The sequence below is a fragment of the Allobosea sp. NPDC055594 genome (assembly GCF_053618995.1).
Window position 1 is genome coordinate 1 of record NZ_JBSHIO010000013.1, and the last position, 20712, is coordinate 20712.

Consider the following 20712-nt stretch of genomic DNA (forward strand, 5'->3'; position numbering starts at 1 on the left):
GGCGTCAAGGAATCCGGCCTCGGACGCGAGGGCTCGCTGCACGGCATCGATGAGTTCGTCGAGATCAAGTACATGCTGATGGGAGGGCTCGGCGCGTGAGCGACGCTCTGAAGAAGGCGGCGGCCGACGCGGCCCTCGCGCTGGTCGCGCCCGGCATGCGGCTCGGCCTCGGCACCGGCTCGACTGCGAAGCTCTTCGTCGACGGCCTCGGCGCCAGAGTCGCGCAGGGCCTGCAGGTCATCTGCGTCGCGACCTCGGAAGCGACCCAGGCGCAGGCCGAGAGCCTCGGCATTCCGATGTCGACCCTCGATCTGACGCCGGAGCTCGACCTGACCATCGACGGCGCCGATGAGGTCGATGCCGAGCTCCGGCTCATCAAGGGCGGCGGCGCCGCCCTGCTGCGCGAGAAGATCGTCGCGGCGGCCTCGAAGCGCATGGTCGTGATCGCCGATGCCGGCAAGCTGGTCGGAACCCTCGGACGCTTTCCGCTGCCGATCGAGGTCGTGCCCTTCGGGCTCGAGGCGACCAGGCAGGCAGTCGCGGCGGCCATCGCCGCTTCGGGCGCGAATGGCGAGCTCGTGCTGCGCAAGCGGCCGGACGGGACGACCCTTCTGACCGATGGCGGCCATTTCATTCTCGACGCCCATCTCGGCAGCATCGCCGATCCCGAGCGGCTTGCGGCTTTGCTCAACCAGGTGCCGGGCGTGGTCGAGAGCGGCCTGTTCATCGGCCTGGCGACGGCGGCTTTCATCGCGCGGCCCGAGGGCGTGCAGATACTTGGGGACATCGCGGCGCAGCGCGACTGAAGCCGCTCGTCGCCACGTTCGCGCCCGTTTTCCCGGCAATGCCCGGGCAGCGAACATGCCCAGCAAAAGTGGTTTCCACTTTGGCTGGACATGTTCTAAGAGCGGCCACTGGTGTGTCGGTCCGTGCACCGCCGCATGTGGCGCGTCTGATCGCGCGCGCTTCGACAAAGGGGAAACCTGCATGATCCGTCACAGCCTTGCCGGCGCGATCCTTTCGCTGGCGCTGTTTGCCGCGCCTGCCTCGGCGCAGCAGGGGCCAAGCCCCGAGCATCTCAAGGCAGCTCGCGAGGTCGTCGTCTCGTCGGGGCTCGCCCAGTCCTTCGATTCGATCTACACCGAGTTCGTCGCGGGCGTCCGCCAGAGCGTCGGCACGACCCGCCCCGAGCTGAAGAAGGACATCGAAGACGTCCTTGCCAGCCTCAAGGACGATGCCGAAGCCAAGCGCGGCGAGATCGTCGACACCTCGGCGCGCGCTTTCGCCGGCAAGATGACCGAGGCCGATCTCAAGGAGGTCGCCGCCTTCTTCAACTCGCCGGTCGGCCAGCGCTACAACTCGTTCCGGCCCGAGGTCATCGACGAGATCTATACCCTGCTGCAGCCCTGGAGCGTGGCGACCAGCAACCTGCTCTATGACCGCTTCTATGCCGAGATGCGCAAGCGCGGCCACCAGCTCTGAGCGAACCAGCATCGTTGCAGAAACAAAACCGCCGGTGGCAGCACCGGCGGTTTTTTGTTGGTTTCGCAAGTGCGGGCGGCAGGGCCGGGGTGGCTAATCCTCCGCCGCCTTGAACCGGTTCAGCCCCTTCATCACGAACGGAGCGACGAGCGCGATGAAGGCGATGCCGAGCAATGTCGCCGAGCCCGGATTTTCGAGCAGGATCATCGGGTCGCCGAGGCTGATCTGCAAGGCGCGTCGCAATTGCGCTTCCGCCATCGGCCCGAGGATCAGGCCGACCACCATCGGTGCCACCGGATAGTCGTAGCGGCGCATCAGATAGCCGAGATAGCCGAAGAGGAAGAGCATGCCGAGCTCGACCGGCGAGGGATTGACCGCGAGCGTGCCCATGGTCGCGAAGACGAGGATGCCGGCATAGAGCCAGGGCTGCGGCACTGCCAGCAGCCGGACCCAGAGCCCGATCAGCGGCAGGTTCAGGATCACCAGCATGACGTTGGCGACGAAGAGCGAGGCGATCAGGCCCCAGACCAGGTCCGGCTTCTCGGCGAAGAGCAATGGCCCGGGGTTGAGCCCGTATTGCTGGAAGCCGGCCAACATGATCGCGGCGGTCGCCGAGGTCGGCAGGCCGAGCGTCAGCAGTGGCACCAGCGTGCCGGCGGCCGAGGCGTTGTTGGCGGCCTCAGGCCCGGCGACGCCCTCGATCGCCCCCTTGCCGAACTCCTCGGGATATTTGCAGAGCTTCTTCTCGGTCGAATAGGACAGGAAGGTCGGCACCTCCGCGCCGCCGGCCGGCAGCGCCCCGATCGGGAAACCGTAGGCGGTGCCGCGCAGCCAGGGCGCCCAGGAGCGCTTCCAGTCCTGCTTCGTCATCCAGAGCGAGCCCTTGATCGGGATGATCTCCTCAGGCTCGCGCCAGCGCTTCGACGCGACGTAGAACGCCTCGCCGACCGCGAACAGGCCGACAGCGAGCGTCGTCACCTCGATGCCGTTGAGCAGTTCCGGCACGCCGAAGGTCAGGCGCGCCTGTCCGGTCAGCTTGTCGATGCCGACGAGCCCGAGCAGCATGCCGAGGAACAGGCTGGTCAGGCCGCGCAGCGGCGAGTCGCCGAAGGTCGCCGAGACCGTGACGAAGGCGACGATCATCAGCGCGAAATAATCCCAGGGCCCGAACTTGATCGCGAGCTCGACCAGCCAGGGCGCGAGGAAGGCAAGGCCGATCGTGGCGATCAAGCCGGCGACGAAGGAGCCGATGGCGGCGGTGGCAAGCGCCGGCCCGCCGCGCCCGGCCTTGGCCATCTTCGAGCCTTCGAGCGCTGTCGCCAGCGAGGCGCTCTCGCCGGGTGCATTGAGCAGAATTGCGGTCGTCGAGCCGCCATACATGCCGCCGTAATAGATGCCGGCGAACATGATCAGCGAGCCGGCCGGATCGAGCTTGAAGGTCACCGGCAGCAAGAGGGCGACCGTCAGCGCCGGCCCGATGCCGGGCAGCACGCCGACGGCGGTGCCGAGGAACACGCCGATCAGGCAGAACAGCAGCTTGGAGGGCTCGAAGGCGACGGAGAAGCCGTTGGCGAGGGAGAGCAGGGTGTCCATCGGATGCGCCTTTCAGCCCAGCAGCCGTTCGAGCGGCCCGGCCGGCAGCGACAGGGTCAGGAGCTTGAGGAAGAGCAGATAGATCGCGCTGCCGAGCACGAGGCCGATCGCGATGTCGGCCGGCAACGCGTCGCGGCCGAAGCCACGTGCCGTGCAGGAAAACAGGATCGCGGTGGCGACGATGAAGCCGCCGCCCAGCGCGATGCAGGCGATCAGCCCTGCGAGCCCGCCGCCGATCCAGAGCAGCGCCCGCACATCGGCCACTTCCGGCTTCGGCAGCCCTTCCTTGAAGGCCACGACGAGATGCGCGAGGCCGAGCACGACGAGCCCGGCGCAGACGACATAGGGCATGGCGGTCGGGCCGACGCCGTAGTTCGAGGTGATCGTCTGGCGCGAGGCGTCGAAGGCGACGATCGCCGCCGCAGCCAGCAGAAGCAGCCCGACGACGAGGGCAGGGCGGTCGATTGTGCGGGACATGGGCTTGCCGTCGAGCGGGAGCAGGAAAGGGTGGGCGGCGACGCCGCCCACCGGTCGAACGGAATCGGCTTACTTCACCATGCCGACATCACGCATCACCTTCTCGACGCGCACGGTCTCTGCCTTCAGGAAGGCGTCGAACTCGGCGCTGGCGAGATAGGCGTCGTCCCAGCCGCGGGCCTTGAGAATCTCGGCCCATTCCTTCGACTTCGCCATCTTGTCGATGGCGCCGGACAGCGTCGCCTTCTGCGCGTCGGTCAGGCCGGGGGGCGCCACGACCGAACGCCAGTTCAGCAGCTCGAGATTGACGCCGCCTTCCTTCAGGGTGGGCGCGTCGGGGGCATTGTCGAGGCGCTTGCTCGCGCTGACGCCGATCACGCGCAGCTTGCCGGCCTTGATCTGGCCTTCGAACTCGCCATAGCCGGAGATGCCGGCCGTGACCCGGCCGCCGAGCATGGCGGCCAGCGCCTCACCGCCACCCGAGAACGGGATGTAGTTGATCTTCTTGGGATCGCCGCCGGCGGCCTCGGCGAAGAGCGCGGCGAGGATGTGGTCGGCGCCGCCGGCCGAGCCGCCGGCCCAGGTCACCTTGGCCGGGTCGGCCTTGACGCGCTCGGCGAGATCCTTGGCGGTCTTGATCGGCGAGTCGGCGGGAACGACGATGACCAGCGCCTCGGCGGTCAGTCGCGCGATCGGCGTGGCCTGGCTCAGGTTGACCGGCGATTTGTTGAGCAGGATCGCGCCGACCATGACGAAGCCGTTGACCATCAGCTGATTGCCGTCGCCCTTGGCGCCGATCAACTGGGCGAGGCCGATCGTGCCGCCGGCGCCGGTGACATTGGTCACCTGGACGCTCTTGGCGATGCCGGCGGCGGTCAGCGCCTGCTGCATCGAGCGGGCCGTGCCGTCCCAGCCGCCGCCGGGCGCGGCGGGAGCCATGATCTTCAGTTCGAGCTGGGCGAAGGCGGCCGTGGTCAGGCCGGCGAGCGCGACCGCCGTGACGGCGCCGCGCTTCAGAATGGCTGTCAGCATGTTCTACCTCCCGCGCGCGGCCGTTCCGCGCAAAATGTTGTAGGCGCCTGCCTGTGACATCGCGTCGCCCGGTCGGTCAATTGCGCCTGATTGATCAATCCCAAGTCAAGGTCTTTCACGACGTCGCCGGACGCCCCTGTTGCGCGCCGGCGCGATGGCGTAAGAGCACGCCGATGTCTCGATCTGCTTCTCCCGTGGCGACGGGCACCCCCCTTGCCGGAGCCGCCGCCGCGGTCGGCCATGGTCTGCTCGCCGCCCTTCCTCTCGCCATGTGGGCCGCGACGCGCTCAGCGCCGCTGTTCCTCGGTTTGGCGGCGCTTGCTTTTCTTGTGGCGGGGCTGACGCGAGGCGGCGTCGGTGGGCTGTGGCGTGGCGTTGCGCCGTTGCTGCGCGCGCCGATCGGGGTTCTGTTGCTGGGCTTCGCGCTCTGGGCCCTGGTCAGCGCGGGCTGGAGCCATCGCCCGGCGGCCGGCCTGCGGATGTGGGGCGAATTCGTGCTGCCGCTGCTCGCCGGGCTGACGATCGTGGCGAGCGGCGCCTTCCATCCCTCCCGGCGCTTCATGCGCGTGCTCGCGGTCACGGTGATCCTGGCGTCCTGCCTGCTCTATTACGAGTTCGCCACTGAGTTCGCGCTGCGCAAATGGCTCGCCCTCGACCGGCGCCAGGAGAGCTTCTACTTCAACCGCGCCGCGCTCACCTGCCTCGTCCTGGCGGTTCCGGTGATCGACCGCCTCTGGCGCGAAGGGGCAAGGCGCGACTGCGTCCTGGCCTGCCTGCTCGGCCTCGTCGTCGCGACCCTGGTCTTCGCTTCCGACAGCGAGGCGGCCAAGCTCGGCCTCGTCGTGATGGTCGCAGCCAGGGTCGTCTTTGCCGCGGCGCCGCGGCTGATGCTCGCCGCTACGGCGGCCGCCTTTCTCGCCACCATGGCGCTCGCCCCGGCGATCGGGCCGACATTGGAGGCGCAGCTGCCGGCCTCGCTGCGCAGCCATCTCCAGCCTTCGCACGAGGTCCGCATCGACATCTGGGAGACCTTCGGCGAGGCGGCGATGCTGCGGCCGTTGCGCGGCTACGGCTTCAACGCCGCCGCGACATTGGACCAGGATCCGGTCGCGCAGACCATTTCGCCTCCGCGCCGGGCGATGCTGGCTATCGGCCATCCCCATAGCGCCCCCTTGCAGGCCTGGGTCGATACCGGCCTCGTCGGAGCCGCCTTGCTTTCGGGGGCCGGCTTGCTGCTGCTCGCTCGCTTGAGACGGCTGCCGCCGCCGCGGCCGGCGATGCCTGCCGCCTTCTTCGCCGGTTGCTTCGCGATCGTCGTGGTCGCGCACGGCGCCTGGCAGGGCTGGTGGATCGCCGTCCTGACCCTTGCGGCGCTGCTGTTCGCCGCTGCTCCCATAGACATGCGAAATCTCGAGGACAGGACATGAGCGCGTTCGACGTCGACCTCTTCGTCATCGGTGCCGGCTCGGGCGGCACCCGTGCTGCCCGCATCGCCGCCGGCCACGGCGCCAGCGTGGCGATCGCCGAGGAGGACCGTATCGGCGGCACCTGCGTGATCCGCGGCTGCGTGCCGAAGAAGCTCTTCGTCTATGCCAGCCGCTTCGCCGACGAGTTCGAGGATGCCGCCGGCTTCGGCTGGAAGCTCGGCAAGCCGGAATTCGACTGGCCGACCCTGCGCGATGCCGTCGCCAACGAGGTCGGCCGGCTCTCCGGACTCTATCGCAAGGGGCTGGAAGCGGCGCTGGTCCAGATCCACGAGGAGCGTGCCGTCGTCGAGGACGCGCGCACCGTAAGGCTGCAGCGCAGCGGCAAACCCGTCCGGGCCCGCCATATCCTCGTCGCCACCGGCGGTTACCCGGCCTTCGATCCGCCGATCCCGGGCGGCGAATACGGGATCTCCTCCAATGAGATCTTCCATCTGCCGGAACTGCCCCGCCGCCTTCTGGTCGTCGGCGGCGGCTATATCGCGCTCGAATTCGCCAGCCTGTTCGCGCGGCTCGGCGTCGCCGTCACCGTGCTGCATCGTGGCGACAACGTGCTGCGCGGCTTCGACGAGGATATCCGCACCCGCCTGCGCGAGGCGCTCGCCCATGCCGGCATCACCTTCAGGCTCGGCTGCACCATCGACCGCATCGAGTTGCTGGGCGACGGCACGCGCCGCGCCCATTGCGCCGGTGGCGAGCCTATCGATGCCGATGTCGTTCTGGTCGCCACCGGCCGCCGGCCCAACACGACCGGGCTCGGGCTCGAGGCGGCCGGCGTCAAGCTCGGGCCGATCGGGCAGATCCTGGTCGACGAGGGGTCGGCGTCGAGCGTGCCCTCGATCCACGCGGTCGGCGACGTCACCAACCGGATCAACCTGACCCCGGTCGCGATCCGCGAGGGCCACGCCTTCGCCGACTCGACCTTCGGCGGCAAACCCTGGACGACCGACCACAGCATCGTCGCCTCGGCGGTCTTCACCACGCCGGAGATCGGCACCGTCGGCCTCACCGAGCAGCAGGCGGTCGCTGCCGGTCATGAACTGCGCGTCTTCGAGGCCGGTTTCCGGCCGATGAAGGCGACTATTTCGGGCCGTCAGGAGCGCATCTACATGAAGCTCGTGGTCGACGCGAAGACCGACAGGATGCTGGGCGTCCACATTCTCGGCCATGATGCGGGGGAGATCATCCAGGCCGTCGCCATCGCCGTGACCCTGGGCGCGACCAAGGCCGATTTCGACCGCACCATCGCTCTGCATCCAAGCGCCGCGGAGGAGCTCGTCACCATGCGCACGGCCCGCAAGAGCGCGCTCTGAGGGCGCGCGAAACCGTCCAAAAGCCCGCTCTTTCACGACGCGCGCTTTGCTTCCGCCTCGCGATGAGCGCTTCGGCGGTTCGCGCGTGGCCTCACGGCTCGCGGTCCGAGCGCCTGCTGTCATAAAGCAGGCTTGCGTCGTTCAGGCCGAGGTCACGGCTCATGTGAGCGCTCAGCCCTTCCGGGTCGAGGCGTGCGTCCAGCGTGACCTTGTTTCCCCGTGTTCGCCTCAGGAAGCGGGGCCAGCGCAGCTTCAGGGGCGGCATAAGGCTGACATATCCGTTTTTTCTGCTAGTTTCGGCCGTCATCGTTCGGCTCCCGGGAAAGTCGATCTTTCGCTAGGGAATGCCGATCGAGGGCGCCGCGGACAAACCGGATTTCATGTCTGACGCATAAGGACAGCTGATGTCTGATCTGGCGATCGGCCTGCCGCCGCTCAGTGCCGTGCGGGCCTTCGAGGCAGCGGTGCGGCATGGCAGCTTCACCCTGGCCGCAGCCGAGCTCGGCATGACGCAGGCTGCGGTGAGCTATCAGATCAAGCTCCTGGAGGAGCGGCTCGGCGCGCCGCTGTTCCGGCGCCGGCCGCGCGGCGTCGTCCTCACCGAGACTGGGGAAAGGCTGGGCGTTTCGGTGACCGATGCGTTCGACGGCCTGCGCGGCGCCTTCGCTGCCGTCACCGAGACGGCCGAAGGCGTGCTTTCGGTGCAGGCGCTGCCGACGATCGCCGCGAACTGGCTGGCTCCACGGCTCGGCCTGTTCCAGTGCGCCAATCCCAGTCTCGCCATCCGGCTGGTTCCTCAAGTGAGCCAGCGTCAACCGGAGCTCGACGATTGTGACGTCGTCATCCGGCGCGGCAGCGGGCAATGGCCGGGGCTGGAGGCGCACTGGCTGATGACCAATGAATACACCCCGCTCTGTGGCCCGGGGCTGTTCCGGCATCTCGGTGGCGCGGCGCAGCCATCGGATCTGCTGGCGGTGCCGCGCTTCGGCTGTCCGAAATCCTGGGCCGGCTGGTTCGCCGCGGCGGGGGCCTCGGCGGACCAGGCTGGTGAAGCGCGGATCGATCTCGTCGTGCAGCAGTTCGAGGTCACGGCAGCGCTGGCCGGGAACGGCGCGGTGATGGCGCAGCCGGCCTTCTTTCGGCGGGAGCTGAACCAGGGCGTGCTGGTCCAGCCTTTCGACGTGATGCTGCGCGACGGGCAGGACTACTGGCTGACCTATCCGACCAGGCGCCGCAACGCCCGCAAGATCCGCCTGTTCCGCGACTGGCTGCTCAAGGAAGCGCGCGACGGCTGAGCCTACGCGGCGCGCCGGGCTTCGCGCTCAGCCAGCCTTGCCGAGATAGGCGGTGGCGTCGATCTCGACAAGGCAGTCGGGAGAGCCCAGCCCGTTGACGATGCAGGAGACCCGGTGCGGCGGTTCCTCGGCGAAATTCGCGAAATAGACCTCGTTCATCGGCTCCCAATAGGCGCGGTCGGTGACATAGACGGTGCACTTGACCACGTCTTTCAGGCTCGCGCCGGCCTCTTCGAGCAGGGCCCTGATATTGTCGATGCATTGCTGGGTCTGGCGCCTTGCATCGCCGATGGCGTACTTCCCCTGCAGATCCGCGCCGACGCAGCAGACGAACATGAAGTCGCCGGCGATCGTGGCCTGGGCGAAGGGCAGCCGGCTCTTGTAGACGCGGTCCGAGGAAACGCTGCGCTTGGGCATGGGCGGATCGTCCTTGTCTGGCCCGGCACCGCCGCAGGCGGTCCCCGGGCGGGTTGAGCTCATGGCTCGCAGGTCCGACCGCGATCGTGGCCGAAGGCGCGAGGCGCTTGCCGGCACGCGGTTTTTCGCCTGTCGGGCGCTGGAGTTCTGGCTTGCTCGTTGCCGTAGCGGTGGTCAGCGGCGGTCTTGGGGTGTATAGGCCGGCCTTCGCGCTTCAAAAGAGGTTAACGCAGGCGCGATTTGTGAAATCAGGAGCACTATGATGTCCGAGCGGTGGACGCCCGAGAGCTGGAGGGCAAAGCCCGTCCAGCAGATGCCGGAATATCCGGACCAGGCAGCCTTGAAGGCGGTTGAGCAGCAGCTCGCCGGCTTTCCGCCGCTCGTTTTTGCAGGCGAGGCGCGCAAGCTCAAACGGGCGTTGAGCAAGGTCGCGGCCGGCGAGGCCTTCCTTCTCCAGGGCGGTGACTGCGCCGAGAGCTTCGCCGAGCATTCGGCCGACAACATCCGCGATTTCTTCCGGCTCTTCCTGCAGATGGCGGTGGTGCTGACCTTCGCCGGCGGTTCGCCGGTGGTGAAGGTCGGGCGCATCGCCGGCCAGTTCGCCAAGCCGCGCTCGGCCCCGACCGAGACGATCGGCGGCGTCGAGCTGCCGAGCTACAAGGGCGACATCATCAACGAGAACGAGTTCACGGCCGAGGCCCGGATTCCGGATCCGCGCCGTCAGCTCGAGGCCTATCGCCAGTCGGCGGCGACGCTGAATCTGATCCGTGCCTTCGCGTCCGGCGGCTACGCCAATCTCGACAACGCGCATCGCTGGATGCTCGGCTTCGTCAAGGACAGCCCCCAGTCGGGCCGCTATGACGAGGTCGCGCAGCGCATCACCGAGGCGCTCGACTTCATGCGCGCCATCGGCATCGATCCGGAAACGCATCCCGAGATGCGCTCGACCGAGTTCTACACCAGCCATGAGGCGCTGCTGCTCGGTTATGAGCAGGCGATGACCCGCACCGACTCGACCACCGGCGAATGGTACGACACCTCCGGCCATATGCTCTGGATCGGCGACCGCACGCGCCAGCTCGACCATGCCCATGTCGAGTTCTTCCGCGGCATCCGCAATCCGATCGGCCTGAAATGCGGGCCGTCGCTGAAGCCGGACGAGCTGCTCAAGCTGATCGACGCGCTCGATCCGCAGAACCAGCCCGGCCGCCTGACGCTGATCGCCCGTTTCGGCGCCGACAAGGTCTTCGACCATCTGCCGGCCCTGGTGCGCGCCACCAAGCGGGAAGGGCGCAATGTCGTCTGGTCCTGCGATCCGATGCACGGCAACACCGTCAAGGCGGCGAGCGGCTACAAGACCCGGCCCTTCGACCTGATCCTCTCCGAGGTGAAGAACTTCTTCGCCGTCCATCAGGCCGAGGGCACCTATGCCGGCGGCCTGCATCTGGAGATGACGGGCAAGAACGTCACCGAATGCACGGGCGGCGCCCGCGGCATGACCGACGCCGATCTGAACGATCGCTATCACACCTTCTGCGATCCGCGCCTCAACGCGGAGCAGGCGCTGGAGATGGCTTTCCTCGTCGCCGAACTGGTCAAGCGCGAGCGTTCCGGACGGGCTCGTCCCGAGGTCGAGGCGGCCGAATAGGCCGCTATCGGCCTGCGGGGCACGCGCACAAAGCAAGAGGGCCGCAGCTCAGCTGCGGCCCTTTTTTGCGATCCGTAGGTTGCGTCAGAATTTCAGTGCGGCCGCGATGCGTCCGGTGTTGACCGTCGTACTCGTGCCCTCGACCTCGCCGAAGCCGATATACTGGTACTCGGCGCGCAGGAGGAGATTGTCGGTCACGGCCCAGTCGACGCCGGCGCCGAACGCCATGCCGAAGCCCCAGATGTTCTTGCGGGCGACGCCGACGCGCAGCGGATAGCCTGCCGCCATGCGTGATGTCTCGGTCGCGGTGTTGGCGTTGGTGACGATCGCGGCCGTCGCATCGATCGTTGAATAGGCGTCGAAGCGGCCGAAGGCGGCACCGATGGTGGCGAAGGGCATGATCCGCCCATAGGCGTAGCCCATGCGCAGGCGTGCCGTGGCATAGTCGTGCAACCGCGCCCCGAGCTTGGTGTCCATCGACCAGTCGAGTGTCTGGCCGCCGGCGGTGGTGCGGCGCGCGATGAAGTCGCGGAAGCCATAGCCCTGGTCCGCGCGCGTATAGTCCGCCTCGAGTCCGAGCACGACATCGCCGAACAGGTAATTATAGCCGAGGAAGCCGCCGAAATTGGTGCCGCTGTCGCGCCGTGCTCCCTGGTCGACGACGAACTGGCCCATATCGACGGTCTGGCCGAGTGCCGTGTTGCGGAAGGCGGAGCGGGCGAGGTCCGGCAGACCAGGCCCCGGTTCGAATTCGGTTTCGCTCTGGCCGGCGAAGCCGCCGAAATAGAAGCCCGACCAGTCGAAAGCGCCGGCACCGAAGGAGGGCGCCTCGATCGGCTGTTCGATCTGCGAGCCCCTGAGATAGTCGGCGCCCTGCGCCGCCTGCGGCAGCGTGAGCGCACAGGCCATCGCGACGACCGGGGTGAGGGCGGCGATAGATGCAGCACGCATCGATGACTCTCCGAACAGCCGCCGACAGAGAGTGCGGCAGGCTCGGCGATGATTCATGCCCGATTAACCCTAATACCGGGTTAATGATGCGGCATTCCCGGCCGATGGCGCGCTGAGTCCTCAGGCCGCATCGACGACTCGGCCGGCCGGCCGCTAACAGTCCGCCGGAAAGCCGGCGCGGCCGGTCCAGCGAGTTCGGGAACGAGACAATGCTACGTCACATCGTGTTCTTCACGGCGAAGGACCCTGCGCAGCGCGAGACGATCCTCCATGCCCTGCGCCGCCTCGGCGAGATCCCGCATTCGCTCGCCTTCGAGGTCGTCGCCAACGGCAAGATCGACCCCTACGGCAACGACATCGACATCGTCGTCTATGGCGAGTTCGCCGACGAGGCGGCGCTTCAGGCTTTCAAGGCGCATCCGATCTATGACGAGACCACCCGGCTCGTCCGTCCGATGCGCGAATTGCGCTACTCCGCCGATTTTCGTTCGACCTTGAGCTGATCGCCGTCCGGGAGAACCTGCGAGGAGGGACAGGGGACAACGCGCAAACGCAGACCGGCACGCACGCGCTGCCGTTGCCGCTCTCACGCCCGCAAGCTAAATCCGGATCATGACCGCGAACACGCTCCGCCTGGCCCTGGCCCAGCTCAACCCGACCGTCGGCGATGTCGCCGGCAATGCCGAGAAGGTTCGCACCGCAAGGCGCGAGGCGGCGACGCTCGGCGCCGAGCTGGTGATGTTCTCGGAACTCTTCCTCTCGGCCTATCCGCCAGAGGATCTGGTGCTGAAGCCGGCCTTCCAGGACGCCTGCCGCAAGGCCTGCGAGGAATTGGCGCGCGAGACCGCCGATGGCGGTCCAGCCTTGCTCTTCGGCCTGCCCTGGCTCGAGGACGGCAAGCTCTACAACGCCTATGCCCTGCTCGATGGCGGGCTGATCCAGTCGGTGCGCTTCAAGGTCGACCTGCCCAATTACGGCGTCTTCGACGAGAAGCGGGTGTTCGAGCCCGGTCCCTTGCCGGGCCCGGTGGTGTTCCGGGACAGGATCCGCCTGGGTATCCCGGTCTGCGAGGACATCTGGGGCGACGAGGTCGTCGAGTGCATCGCCGAGACCGGCGGCGAGATTTTGCTGGTGCCGAACGGCTCGCCCTTCCGCCGTAGCGTCATCGAGGAACGGCTCAACGTCGCCGTCGCCCGCGTCGTCGAGAGCGGTCTGCCCATGGTCTATCTCAACCAGCTCGGCGGCCAGGACGAACTGGTCTTCGAAGGCTCCTCCTTCGTCCTCAACGCCGACCGCAGCTTCGCCCACCAGCTTCCTGCCTTCCGCGAGGCGCTGGTCTTGACGCAATGGGAGCGCGGGCCCGAGGGCTGGCACTGCCTGCAAGGCGAGGTCACGGCCGTGGAGAGTGGCGACGAGGCCGATTATTCGGCCTGCGTCCTCGGGCTGCGCGACTATGTCGAGAAGAACCGCTTCCCCGGCGTCGTGCTCGGCCTCTCCGGGGGCATCGATTCCGCGATCTGCGCGGCGATGGCGGTCGACGCGCTCGGTGCGGAGCGCGTGCGCTGCGTGATGATGCCCTATCGCTTCACCTCGCAGGAGAGCCTGGACGATGCCAAGGCCTGCGCCGAGGCGCTCGGCGTCGCCTACGAGATCGTCTCGATCGCCGAGCCGGTCGAGGGCTTTGAGCGGGCGCTGGCCGGGCTCTTCGCCGGCACCAATCGCGGCCTCACCGAGGAGAACCTGCAGAGCCGGGTGCGCGGCACGCTGCTGATGTCGATCTCCAACAAGTTCGGGCCGATGGTGGTGACGACCGGCAACAAGTCGGAAATGTCCTGCGGCTACGCCACGCTCTATGGCGACATGAACGGCGGCTACAACCCGATCAAGGATCTCTACAAGACCGAGGTCTTCCGCCTGTCCGCGCTGCGCAACCGCTGGAAGCCGGTCGGCGCGCTCGGGCCGGATGGCGAGGTGATCCCCGAGAACATCATCGTCAAGCCGCCGAGCGCCGAGCTGCGCGAGAACCAGAAGGACCAGGACTCGCTGCCGCCCTATGACGTCCTCGACGACATTCTCGCCTGCCTGATCGAGCACGAGATGCGGCTTTCCGACATCGTCGCCCGCGGCCACGATCTCGAGACGGTGAAGAAGGTCGAGCGCCTGCTCTATCTTGCCGAGTACAAGCGCCGCCAGGCGGCGCCGGGCGTCAAGGTCACTCGCAAGAACTTCGGCCGCGACCGGCGCTATCCGATCGTCAACGGCTTCCGCGACCCCGGCAACGGCGCCCACAGGCCCGATGCGACGCTGGTCAAGGGCGTCGGCAAGGCGGGCGGCGAGAGCTTCGATTTCTGATCGCTCCGGCGCAGTGGGAGTGCTGCGCGGTTACCCCGGGGCCTGAACGAATCGCCTGAGGCCGTGCCGCCTCAGTGGGCGGGGGCCGGCTTTGCCCCCTCGGCCTTGTGGTGCTCGCCGAAGCGCTCGACCAGCGTGGCGCTGGCTTCGTTGAGGCCGATCACGGTGACCTCGGCGCCGGCGCCGCGGAACCGCAGCACAGCCTTGTCGAGCGCGCCGATCGCCGTGATGTCCCAGAAATGAGCCTGGCTGACGTCGATCGTCACGCGGCCGGGCGCGTCGTCGAAGGCGAAGCCGCGCAGGAAGCTCTCGCTCGAAGCGAAGAAGATCTGGCCGCGGACCAAATAGGTTGGCTCGGCCTCGTCGCCGCGCTTCTCGACCTGGACCAGCCGGGCGACCTTGCCGGCGAAGAACACACCCGAGAGCAGCACGCCGACGATCACGCCCTTGGCGAGATCGTGCGTTGCCACCGTGGTGATGACGGTCGCGAGCATGACGATGGAGGATGGCAGCGGATTGCGCCCGAGGTCGAGGATCGAGCGCCATGAGAAGGTGCCGATCGAGACCATGATCATCACCGCGACCAGCGCCGCCATCGGGATGATCCGGACGAGATCGTCGAGCACGAGGATCAGGAACAGCAGGAAAGCGCCGGCGACGAAGGTCGAGAGCCGGCCGCGCCCGCCCGAACGCACATTGATCACCGACTGGCCGATCATCGCACAGCCTCCCATGCCGCCGATCAACGCGGAGGCGATGTTGCTCGCGCCCTGGCCGTAGCATTCGCGGTTCTTGTTGCTCTGCGTCTCCGTCATGTCGTCGACGATCTGGGCGGTGAGCAGGGATTCGAGCAGGCCGACGGCCGCCAGGGCAAGCGAATAGGGGAAGATGATCCGCAGCGTCTCGAAGGTCAGCGGCACCTGCGGCAGCGTCAGCATCGGCAGCGTCGAGGGCAGTTCGCCGAGATCGCCGACGCGGCGCAGATCGAGTCCGGCCCACCACGCGACCAGCGTCAGCACCCCGATCGCGACCAGCGGCGAGGGGATCGCCTTCGTCAGATAGGGGATTAGGTAGATGATCGCGAGGCCGGCTGCGATCATCGCATAGGTCAGCGAGGGCACGCCGATCAGCTCGGGCAACTGAGCCATGAAGATCAGGATCGCGAGCGCGTTGACAAAGCCCGTGATCACCGAGCGCGAGACGAAGTTCATCAGGCGTCCGAGCTTCAATACGCCGGCCGCGAGTTGCAGCACGCCCATCAGAATGGTTGTGGCAAAGAGGTATTGCAGCCCGTGCTCCTTGACGAGCGTCACCATCAGCACGGCTGTGGCGGCCGTCGCGGCAGAGATCATGCCCGGCCGGCTGCCGAGGAAGGCAGAGACGCAGGCGATGGCGAAAGAGGCATAGAGGCCGACCTTGGGGTCGACGCCGGCGATGACGGAAAAGCCGATCGCTTCGGGGATGAGTGCGAGTGCGACGACGATGCCGGACAGCACGTCGCCACGGACATTGGAAAACCATTGCCTGCGATAGGTGGAATGCTTGGACATGAGGAAAATCCGCAAGAGACGTCAGCGCCCCGCCGTAAGGCGGGCCGGTCAGCCAGTCATTTGCGTGGTCCGGCGGATTGGCGGCCGGAAGAGCCACCCGGAGTTTCACCGGGTCCGATCGAATGGGCGCAAACTAGCGCGCTCCCGCATTGCGGCGCAACAGGACACGCCCCGCGCAGGCGGAATGGCGACGTGCCGTCCCGCGCCGATGCCGCCTAGCCTGGAAGCGCTCCCTACAGCCAGAAGCCGCCGATCTGGTTGGCCGCGGGATTGGCGATGCAGGCGGTCATGCGGTCGAGCCAGATGCGCTGGTATCTGGCGTTCTGTCCGTGCTGGGTGTCGATGTCGTAGCGGCGCTGGATCAGCTTGACGCGGCGCTTGATGTGCAACTCGACGAGGCTGTTGAGCTGGGTGACCAGCCCGGCGATCGTCGGGGCGCGGGCGATGGTAAGCTGGTGCGCCAGCGCCCGGCAGACGACGAAGCCGACATCGTAATGGAACTGCTCATGCGCGAGCAGGCCCGCATCCAGGGTCACGCCGATCCTGACCTGGGCGCTCGGCCAGACCTCGATCTCGTTGGGCACGCCGAAGGCATAGTCCGTCCCGACCATGCGGGCGCCCTTGTCGAAGATCTCGTATTCGAAGGCTGTGTAGGCGTCCTGCACCGTGCCGTCGGCCGGATCCATCACCACCGGCACCTGCAGGAAATCGCCTGGCTTGAGCTTCACCGGCAGGCGCATCGCGCTGACCACGACGCCGGCCGGCGCCGGATTGCTGGCCATGTGCAGGAAGGTCTTGCCGCCAGGGTCGACCCGCGAATCCGGGTTCGCGATCTTGAGGAAGACCTGCTGGTAGCGCGTGATGCCGCCGCGGGTCAGCGGTCCGCAATCACCGTCGACCTCGAGCAGCGCGATGCCGAGCGCTGCCGCATGCGGATTGATCATTGCCTGGACCAGACGGGTGTCGGGAACGGTGTTCTTGCCGCCGAGCCCGACCGAAGCCGTGATGCTCATCCTCGCCTCCTCGCTCAGACAGCCCGCCACCCTCCGTCGCTAACCTTGCGTCAATCAGGGCGCCTGTCGACAGCCCCGGCAGCGCGAAACGGCGATGCCCTTGCTCTCGCGCCCGTCCCGCGCGAAAAGCGCCGGCCATGACCGTACCTTTCGTTCGCACCGCGCCGTCGCCGACCGGCTATCTTCACATCGGTAACGCCCGCTCCATCATGTTCAACTGGCTCTTCGCCATGCGTCATGGCGGGCGCTTCCTGCTGCGCTATGACGACACCGACAGGGTACGCTCGAAGCCCGAATTCGCCGCGGCGATCCCTGAGGATCTCGCCTGGCTCGGCGTGATCCCCGATGCCAGCATCAAGCAGTCGGAGCGACTCGCCCTCTATGACGAGGCGGCCGAGCGCCTGCGCGCCGCCGGCCGGCTCTATCCCTGCTATGAGAGCGCCGACGAACTCGACCGCAAGCGCAAGCGCCAGCTCGCGCGCGGTTTGCCACCGGTCTATGACCGCGCCGCGCTGAAGCTGACGGCAGCCGAGCGGGCGGCGCTGGAGGCCGAGGGCCGCAAACCGCATTGGCGCTTCCTGCTGGATTGGGAAGAGGTCGGCTGGAACGATCTGGTCCGCGGCCCCTCGCATGTCGACTGCGCCTCGCTTTCCGATCCGGTTCTGGTCCGCGAAGACGGTACCTATCCCTACACGCTGCCCTCGGTGGTCGACGATGTCGACATGGGCATCACCCATGTCATCCGCGGCGAGGACCACGTCACCAACACGGCGGTGCAGATCCAGATCATCCAGGCGCTCGGCGGCGCGCTGCCGATCTTCGGCCATCACAATCTCTTGACCACGGCGAGTGGCGAGGGGCTCTCCAAGCGCCTCGGCCATCTCTCGCTCAGGGGCCTGCGCGAGGCCGGCGTCGAGCCGCTCGCGGTTGCGGCGCTGGCGGTGCTGACCGGCACCTCCGATGCGGTACGACCCGTGGCGAGCCTCGACGAGCTCGCCGGGCTGGTCGAGTTCGCCCATGTCTCGCGCGCCTCGGCGAAATTCGACGAGCACGAGCTTGAGGCGCTCTCGGCGAGGACGCTGCATCATTTCGGGTTCGCCGCCGTGGCCGATCGGCTGGCAGCGCTCGACATTCCCGCGACGGAACCGTTCTGGCTGGCGGTGCGCGGCAATCTCGCGCGGCTGAGCGATGCCGCTGGGTGGTGGCAGGTGGTCGAGGGTCCGATTACGCCCGAGATCGCCGACCCCGCCTTCGCCGCAGCTGCCGCGGCGTTGCTGCCGGAAGGGCCCTTCGATCAGACGACCTGGAAGAGCTGGACGCAGGCGGTCGCCGCCACGACCGGGGCCAAGGGCAAAGCGCTGTTCATGCCGCTACGCCAGGCGCTGACCGGGCTCGATCACGGCCCCGAGCTTGCGGCCCTGCTGCCGCTGATCGGGCGCGACAAGGCGCTGAAGCGGCTGGCGGGCGAGGCAGCCTGAGCGCGGAATTACTTCTGGAGCTCGCTGGAGGACCGAAGTCGGCCCGTTGCTGACGTGTCGAGGCAGTGCGCGCTGGCATCGGCAACTGCTAGACGGGTGCCGATGCGACGGATCCTGACCCCGGGGAACGCTGGTCGCGGAAAAGCGACTTTGTTTCGCGCATTAGGGCAGCAGCTCGCGCTACCGGTCCTGCACTTGGATCGGCTGTTCCGGGAGCCAGTTGGGCCAAGGCCGACACAGAGGTTTTCCGCAGGTGCATCCGGCAAGCCATCTCTTGCGACGGCTGGATTCGCGAGGGGAACCATCATTGCCAGAGTTTCGATTTGAGGCTCTCCGATGCCGATCTGGTTATCTGGGCTGTCCTAGCGAGAGCCGCCACTGTCTTTGCGCCTCTTGTATCCACGCTTACGTCAGATAATGAACTCTGGCCGGGTATGACCAATGAGGAGCCGGGGGGGCTACTATGAAACTACTTCGACCGTCGAGTGTGATTGCGCTTCTGATAATTGCAGCACCCGCGCTGGCTCAGCCGGCCGGCATGGGCGCAGGGTGCATCAAGGGCTACGAAGTCTACGCTGGATCCAAAGGCTCGAAGGCTTTCGCCAAGGGCAAGACCAAGGGTTGCGGCTATGCGTATGGCAAGGCGGACATCGCCGAAGCGCGCAAGGCCGCTCTCAACTTTTGCCGCGGGCACGGGGGCGATAGCTGCCGTGTGGTCGAAAGCAGCAGATAGCACGGTGCGATCTCGCTGCCATCCGGGGCTGACGAAGCAGCCCCGGATGGCAGCGAGGTTCTGACCATCACCGTAGAGGCCCGCCGCCAATCAGCGGCGGGCTTTTCTCAGGTTGGAGGCATTGGGCAAGCAACACCGAACAGCCCGGCATGATTTGAATCGGCAAGCGGACTTCCAAGCGACCGATAACGACCGCTGTCGACCCGATGCCGACGCCGCTCCGGTCTTCGCCGGTCGTTCGGTCCGGTGCTATAATACTGAGATAGATCATGTGACTGCGTCCGAACGGACGCGCGGCGATCTAATGTCCACATCGGCGATAAGCGCTGCCACGTCGCGGCGGTCCAGCCATTCATGTGCGGGACAATACGTGCGCTCTCTCAATCATGCCGGTGCATCGCCGATTCATGCTTGGTGTCGCGCATGGTCGAGTAGACCAGGAGCGAGATGAAGATCATGCCGGCGAGGTAGTAGTAGAACCATTGCTCATGGCCCTGCTGCTTGAAGAACAGGGCGATGGCGGGCGCCGTGCCGCCGAAGATCGAGACCGTCACCGCATAGGGCAGGGCGACGCCGGTCGCCCGGATCGAGGTCGGGAACAATTCGGCCTTCACCACCGCGTTGATCGAGGTATAGCCGGCGACGAAGACCCAGGCGCCGGCGATCAGCAGGAAGGCGGTCCAGGGCGACTTGGTGTGCGAGAGGGTCGTCAGGATCGGCACGGTCAAAAGGGCGCCGGCGAGGCCGAAGAACACCAGCAGCGGCTTGCGGCCGATCCGGTCGGAGATCCAGCCATAGATCGGCTGCAGGATCAGCGCGAAGATCAGCGATCCCGCGATGACATAGGTGGTGGTGATGTCGGAGAGGCCGACCGTCTGCTTCACGAAGGTCTGCATATAGGTGGTGAAGGTGTAGAAGGCGGCGGTGCCGCCGGCGGTGAGTCCGACCACGATCGAGACCTCGCGGGGATAGCGCGTGAGGCCGCGCAGCGAGCTCTCCTTCTTCGGCCCGGCCTTCTTGGCTTCGACGAAGGCTTCGGTCTCGTGCATGTGCCGGCGCATGAACATTGCGGTGATCGCGAGCAGGGCGCCGATCACGAAGGGGATGCGCCAGCCCCATGCCACCAGTTGTTCATGCGTCAGGAAGACGTTCTGCAGGAGCAGCAACACCAGGATGGCGGTCAGCTGGCCGCCGATCAGTGTCACGTACTGGAAACTCGAATAAAAGCCGCGATGCTCGGGATGGGCGATCTCGGTGAGATAGGTGGCGCTCGCCCCGTACTCGCCGCCGAGGCTGAGGCCCTCGATCACCCGCGCCAGCGCCAGCATCACCGGTGCTGCGAAGCCGATGCTCGCATAGGTCGGCGTCACCGCGATGATCAGCGAGCCGAAGCACATCATCACCACCGAGAGCGTCAGCGAGAGCCGGCGGCCATAGCGGTCGGCGAGATGCCCGAAGAGCCAGCCGCCGAGCGGGCGGACGATGAAGCCGGCGGCGAAGAGGGTGGCAGCGTTGAGCTGCTGCACCACGGGGTCGCTGGACGGGAAGAAGTGCGGCGCGAAGTAGAGCGCGAAGGCGGTGTAGGCGTAGAAATCGTACCATTCGACGAGATTGCCGACCGAGCCGATGAAGATCGCCTTGAGGCGCCTGCCGGTGTCCGCGAGATCCATGCCGCCATCAGCGGTGATTGCCGGTTCCGACATGGCCTTGCTCCGCGCTCAGTCCGGTCCGAGCGAGCGAATCGCTCAGGCGCGGGTCATAAACGCGCAAGCTCGCCAGACGTTCCGCCTGCGCGATGAAGATCGTGCAGGACTGCTCTGCCCACGCAGCATGTTACGGATGATAGCGGCCCGCCCGCGTTGACGCCTGCGTGACCTTGCGGCAAAGCACCCGG

Annotated in this window: 19 protein-coding genes and 1 other annotated feature; of the genes, 10 read left to right on the forward strand and 9 right to left on the reverse strand. The window is 67.0% G+C overall.

The window, feature by feature from the left end; genetic code table 11:
- The first annotated feature begins 95 nt into the window (after positions 1-95).
- Together rpiA and ACWGRX_RS21310 are read left to right on the forward strand one after the other, a co-directional pair.
- A complete protein-coding gene (gene rpiA, locus ACWGRX_RS21305; RefSeq protein WP_452119166.1) occupies positions 96-806 on the forward strand; it encodes a ribose-5-phosphate isomerase RpiA in 711 nt (236 codons plus the stop codon).
- Between the two features lie 181 nt (positions 807-987).
- Positions 988-1482, forward strand: coding sequence for a DUF2059 domain-containing protein (locus ACWGRX_RS21310; RefSeq protein ID WP_452119167.1), 495 nt, complete (start codon positions 988-990; stop codon positions 1480-1482).
- Between the two features lie 93 nt (positions 1483-1575).
- Here ACWGRX_RS21310 and ACWGRX_RS21315 read toward each other — a convergent pair whose 3' ends face one another.
- From ACWGRX_RS21315 to ACWGRX_RS21325, 3 genes are all read right to left on the reverse strand, one after another.
- Entirely contained in the window at positions 1576-3075 is a 1500-nt protein-coding gene (locus tag ACWGRX_RS21315) for a tripartite tricarboxylate transporter permease (protein WP_291650353.1), read from the reverse strand.
- A 12-nt stretch (positions 3076-3087) separates the two neighbouring features.
- A complete protein-coding gene (locus ACWGRX_RS21320) occupies positions 3088-3552 on the reverse strand; it encodes a tripartite tricarboxylate transporter TctB family protein (protein ID WP_291642743.1) in 465 nt (154 codons plus the stop codon).
- Between the two features lie 69 nt (positions 3553-3621).
- Positions 3622-4584: a Bug family tripartite tricarboxylate transporter substrate binding protein gene (locus ACWGRX_RS21325; RefSeq protein WP_452119168.1), complete on the reverse strand. Its 963-nt coding sequence runs from the start codon at positions 4582-4584 to the stop codon at positions 3622-3624.
- A 173-nt stretch (positions 4585-4757) separates the two neighbouring features.
- Here ACWGRX_RS21325 and ACWGRX_RS21330 point away from each other — a divergent pair, with 173 nt between their 5' ends.
- Positions 4758-6011, forward strand: a complete 1254-nt coding sequence (locus ACWGRX_RS21330) for an O-antigen ligase family protein (RefSeq protein WP_452119169.1) — start codon at positions 4758-4760, stop codon at positions 6009-6011.
- Positions 6008-7381 carry a glutathione-disulfide reductase gene (gene gor, locus ACWGRX_RS21335; protein ID WP_452119170.1) on the forward strand — a complete coding sequence of 458 codons (1374 nt, stop codon included), beginning with the start codon at positions 6008-6010 and terminating at the stop codon, positions 7379-7381. The genes ACWGRX_RS21330 and gor overlap by 4 nt, the downstream gene beginning before the upstream one ends.
- Positions 7382-7472: 91 nt before the next feature.
- Here the strand turns inward: gor and ACWGRX_RS21340 are convergent, their stop codons facing one another.
- Positions 7473-7688, reverse strand: a complete 216-nt coding sequence (locus ACWGRX_RS21340; protein WP_452119171.1) for a hypothetical protein — start codon at positions 7686-7688, stop codon at positions 7473-7475.
- Between the two features lie 97 nt (positions 7689-7785).
- Here ACWGRX_RS21340 and ACWGRX_RS21345 point away from each other — a divergent pair, with 97 nt between their 5' ends.
- Positions 7786-8676, forward strand: a complete 891-nt coding sequence (locus ACWGRX_RS21345; protein ID WP_452119172.1) for a LysR substrate-binding domain-containing protein — start codon at positions 7786-7788, stop codon at positions 8674-8676.
- A gap of 27 nt (positions 8677-8703) precedes the next feature.
- On the opposite strand, the gene ACWGRX_RS21350 is transcribed toward ACWGRX_RS21345, so the two are convergent.
- Positions 8704-9156 (reverse strand): RidA family protein, encoded by a 453-nt coding sequence (locus tag ACWGRX_RS21350; protein ID WP_452119173.1) that lies wholly within the window; start codon positions 9154-9156, stop codon positions 8704-8706.
- Positions 9157-9355: 199 nt separating this feature from the next.
- Here ACWGRX_RS21350 and ACWGRX_RS21355 point away from each other — a divergent pair, with 199 nt between their 5' ends.
- Positions 9356-10741 (forward strand): class II 3-deoxy-7-phosphoheptulonate synthase, encoded by a 1386-nt coding sequence (locus ACWGRX_RS21355; protein ID WP_291650341.1) that lies wholly within the window; start codon positions 9356-9358, stop codon positions 10739-10741.
- Between the two features lie 84 nt (positions 10742-10825).
- Here ACWGRX_RS21355 and ACWGRX_RS21360 read toward each other — a convergent pair whose 3' ends face one another.
- Complete coding sequence (locus tag ACWGRX_RS21360) at positions 10826-11692, reverse strand: outer membrane protein (protein ID WP_452119174.1); 867 nt, start codon at positions 11690-11692, stop codon at positions 10826-10828.
- 209 nt (positions 11693-11901) lie between these two features.
- Here ACWGRX_RS21360 and ACWGRX_RS21365 point away from each other — a divergent pair, with 209 nt between their 5' ends.
- Complete coding sequence (locus tag ACWGRX_RS21365) at positions 11902-12195, forward strand: Dabb family protein (protein WP_291642752.1); 294 nt, start codon at positions 11902-11904, stop codon at positions 12193-12195.
- A 109-nt stretch (positions 12196-12304) separates the two neighbouring features.
- Positions 12305-14044, forward strand: coding sequence for an NAD+ synthase (locus ACWGRX_RS21370; RefSeq protein WP_452119175.1), 1740 nt, complete (start codon positions 12305-12307; stop codon positions 14042-14044).
- A 71-nt stretch (positions 14045-14115) separates the two neighbouring features.
- Here the strand turns inward: ACWGRX_RS21370 and ACWGRX_RS21375 are convergent, their stop codons facing one another.
- Entirely contained in the window at positions 14116-15594 is a 1479-nt protein-coding gene (locus ACWGRX_RS21375; RefSeq protein ID WP_452119176.1) for a SulP family inorganic anion transporter, read from the reverse strand.
- Between the two features lie 63 nt (positions 15595-15657).
- Positions 15658-15713 (reverse strand) — a sequence feature (sul1 is cis-regulatory element that is thought to sense ions involved in sulfur or methionine metabolism; They are found in Alphaproteobacteria).
- Positions 15714-15827: 114 nt separating this feature from the next.
- Positions 15828-16607, reverse strand: coding sequence for a hypothetical protein (locus tag ACWGRX_RS21380; RefSeq protein WP_452119177.1), 780 nt, complete (start codon positions 16605-16607; stop codon positions 15828-15830).
- A gap of 137 nt (positions 16608-16744) precedes the next feature.
- Here ACWGRX_RS21380 and gltX point away from each other — a divergent pair, with 137 nt between their 5' ends.
- Positions 16745-18085, forward strand: a complete 1341-nt coding sequence (gene gltX, locus ACWGRX_RS21385) for a glutamate--tRNA ligase (protein ID WP_452119178.1) — start codon at positions 16745-16747, stop codon at positions 18083-18085.
- Positions 18086-18548: 463 nt separating this feature from the next.
- Entirely contained in the window at positions 18549-18818 is a 270-nt protein-coding gene (locus ACWGRX_RS21390; RefSeq protein WP_452119179.1) for a hypothetical protein, read from the forward strand.
- A gap of 380 nt (positions 18819-19198) precedes the next feature.
- Here the strand turns inward: ACWGRX_RS21390 and ACWGRX_RS21395 are convergent, their stop codons facing one another.
- Positions 19199-20521 (reverse strand): MFS transporter, encoded by a 1323-nt coding sequence (locus tag ACWGRX_RS21395; RefSeq protein ID WP_452119180.1) that lies wholly within the window; start codon positions 20519-20521, stop codon positions 19199-19201.
- Between the last annotated feature and the right edge of the window lie 191 nt (positions 20522-20712).

Bases quoted from the DNA above. Each gene is read 5' to 3' on its own strand.
- ACWGRX_RS21310 (WP_452119167.1), top strand. From the start codon at position 988: ATGATCCGTCACAGCCTTGCCGGCGCGATCCTTTCGCTGGCGCTGTTT.
- ACWGRX_RS21315 (WP_291650353.1), bottom strand. From the start codon at position 3,075: ATGGACACCCTGCTCTCCCTCGCCAACGGCTTCTCCGTCGCCTTCGAG.
- ACWGRX_RS21320 (WP_291642743.1), bottom strand. From the start codon at position 3,552: ATGTCCCGCACAATCGACCGCCCTGCCCTCGTCGTCGGGCTGCTTCTG.
- ACWGRX_RS21325 (WP_452119168.1), bottom strand. From the start codon at position 4,584: ATGCTGACAGCCATTCTGAAGCGCGGCGCCGTCACGGCGGTCGCGCTC.
- ACWGRX_RS21330 (WP_452119169.1), top strand. From the start codon at position 4,758: ATGTCTCGATCTGCTTCTCCCGTGGCGACGGGCACCCCCCTTGCCGGA.
- gor (WP_452119170.1), top strand. From the start codon at position 6,008: ATGAGCGCGTTCGACGTCGACCTCTTCGTCATCGGTGCCGGCTCGGGC.
- ACWGRX_RS21340 (WP_452119171.1), bottom strand. From the start codon at position 7,688: ATGACGGCCGAAACTAGCAGAAAAAACGGATATGTCAGCCTTATGCCG.
- ACWGRX_RS21345 (WP_452119172.1), top strand. From the start codon at position 7,786: ATGTCTGATCTGGCGATCGGCCTGCCGCCGCTCAGTGCCGTGCGGGCC.
- ACWGRX_RS21350 (WP_452119173.1), bottom strand. From the start codon at position 9,156: ATGAGCTCAACCCGCCCGGGGACCGCCTGCGGCGGTGCCGGGCCAGAC.
- ACWGRX_RS21355 (WP_291650341.1), top strand. From the start codon at position 9,356: ATGTCCGAGCGGTGGACGCCCGAGAGCTGGAGGGCAAAGCCCGTCCAG.
- ACWGRX_RS21360 (WP_452119174.1), bottom strand. From the start codon at position 11,692: ATGCGTGCTGCATCTATCGCCGCCCTCACCCCGGTCGTCGCGATGGCC.
- ACWGRX_RS21365 (WP_291642752.1), top strand. From the start codon at position 11,902: ATGCTACGTCACATCGTGTTCTTCACGGCGAAGGACCCTGCGCAGCGC.
- ACWGRX_RS21370 (WP_452119175.1), top strand. From the start codon at position 12,305: ATGACCGCGAACACGCTCCGCCTGGCCCTGGCCCAGCTCAACCCGACC.
- ACWGRX_RS21375 (WP_452119176.1), bottom strand. From the start codon at position 15,594: ATGTCCAAGCATTCCACCTATCGCAGGCAATGGTTTTCCAATGTCCGT.
- ACWGRX_RS21380 (WP_452119177.1), bottom strand. From the start codon at position 16,607: ATGAGCATCACGGCTTCGGTCGGGCTCGGCGGCAAGAACACCGTTCCC.
- gltX (WP_452119178.1), top strand. From the start codon at position 16,745: ATGACCGTACCTTTCGTTCGCACCGCGCCGTCGCCGACCGGCTATCTT.
- ACWGRX_RS21390 (WP_452119179.1), top strand. From the start codon at position 18,549: ATGAAACTACTTCGACCGTCGAGTGTGATTGCGCTTCTGATAATTGCA.
- ACWGRX_RS21395 (WP_452119180.1), bottom strand. From the start codon at position 20,521: ATGTCGGAACCGGCAATCACCGCTGATGGCGGCATGGATCTCGCGGAC.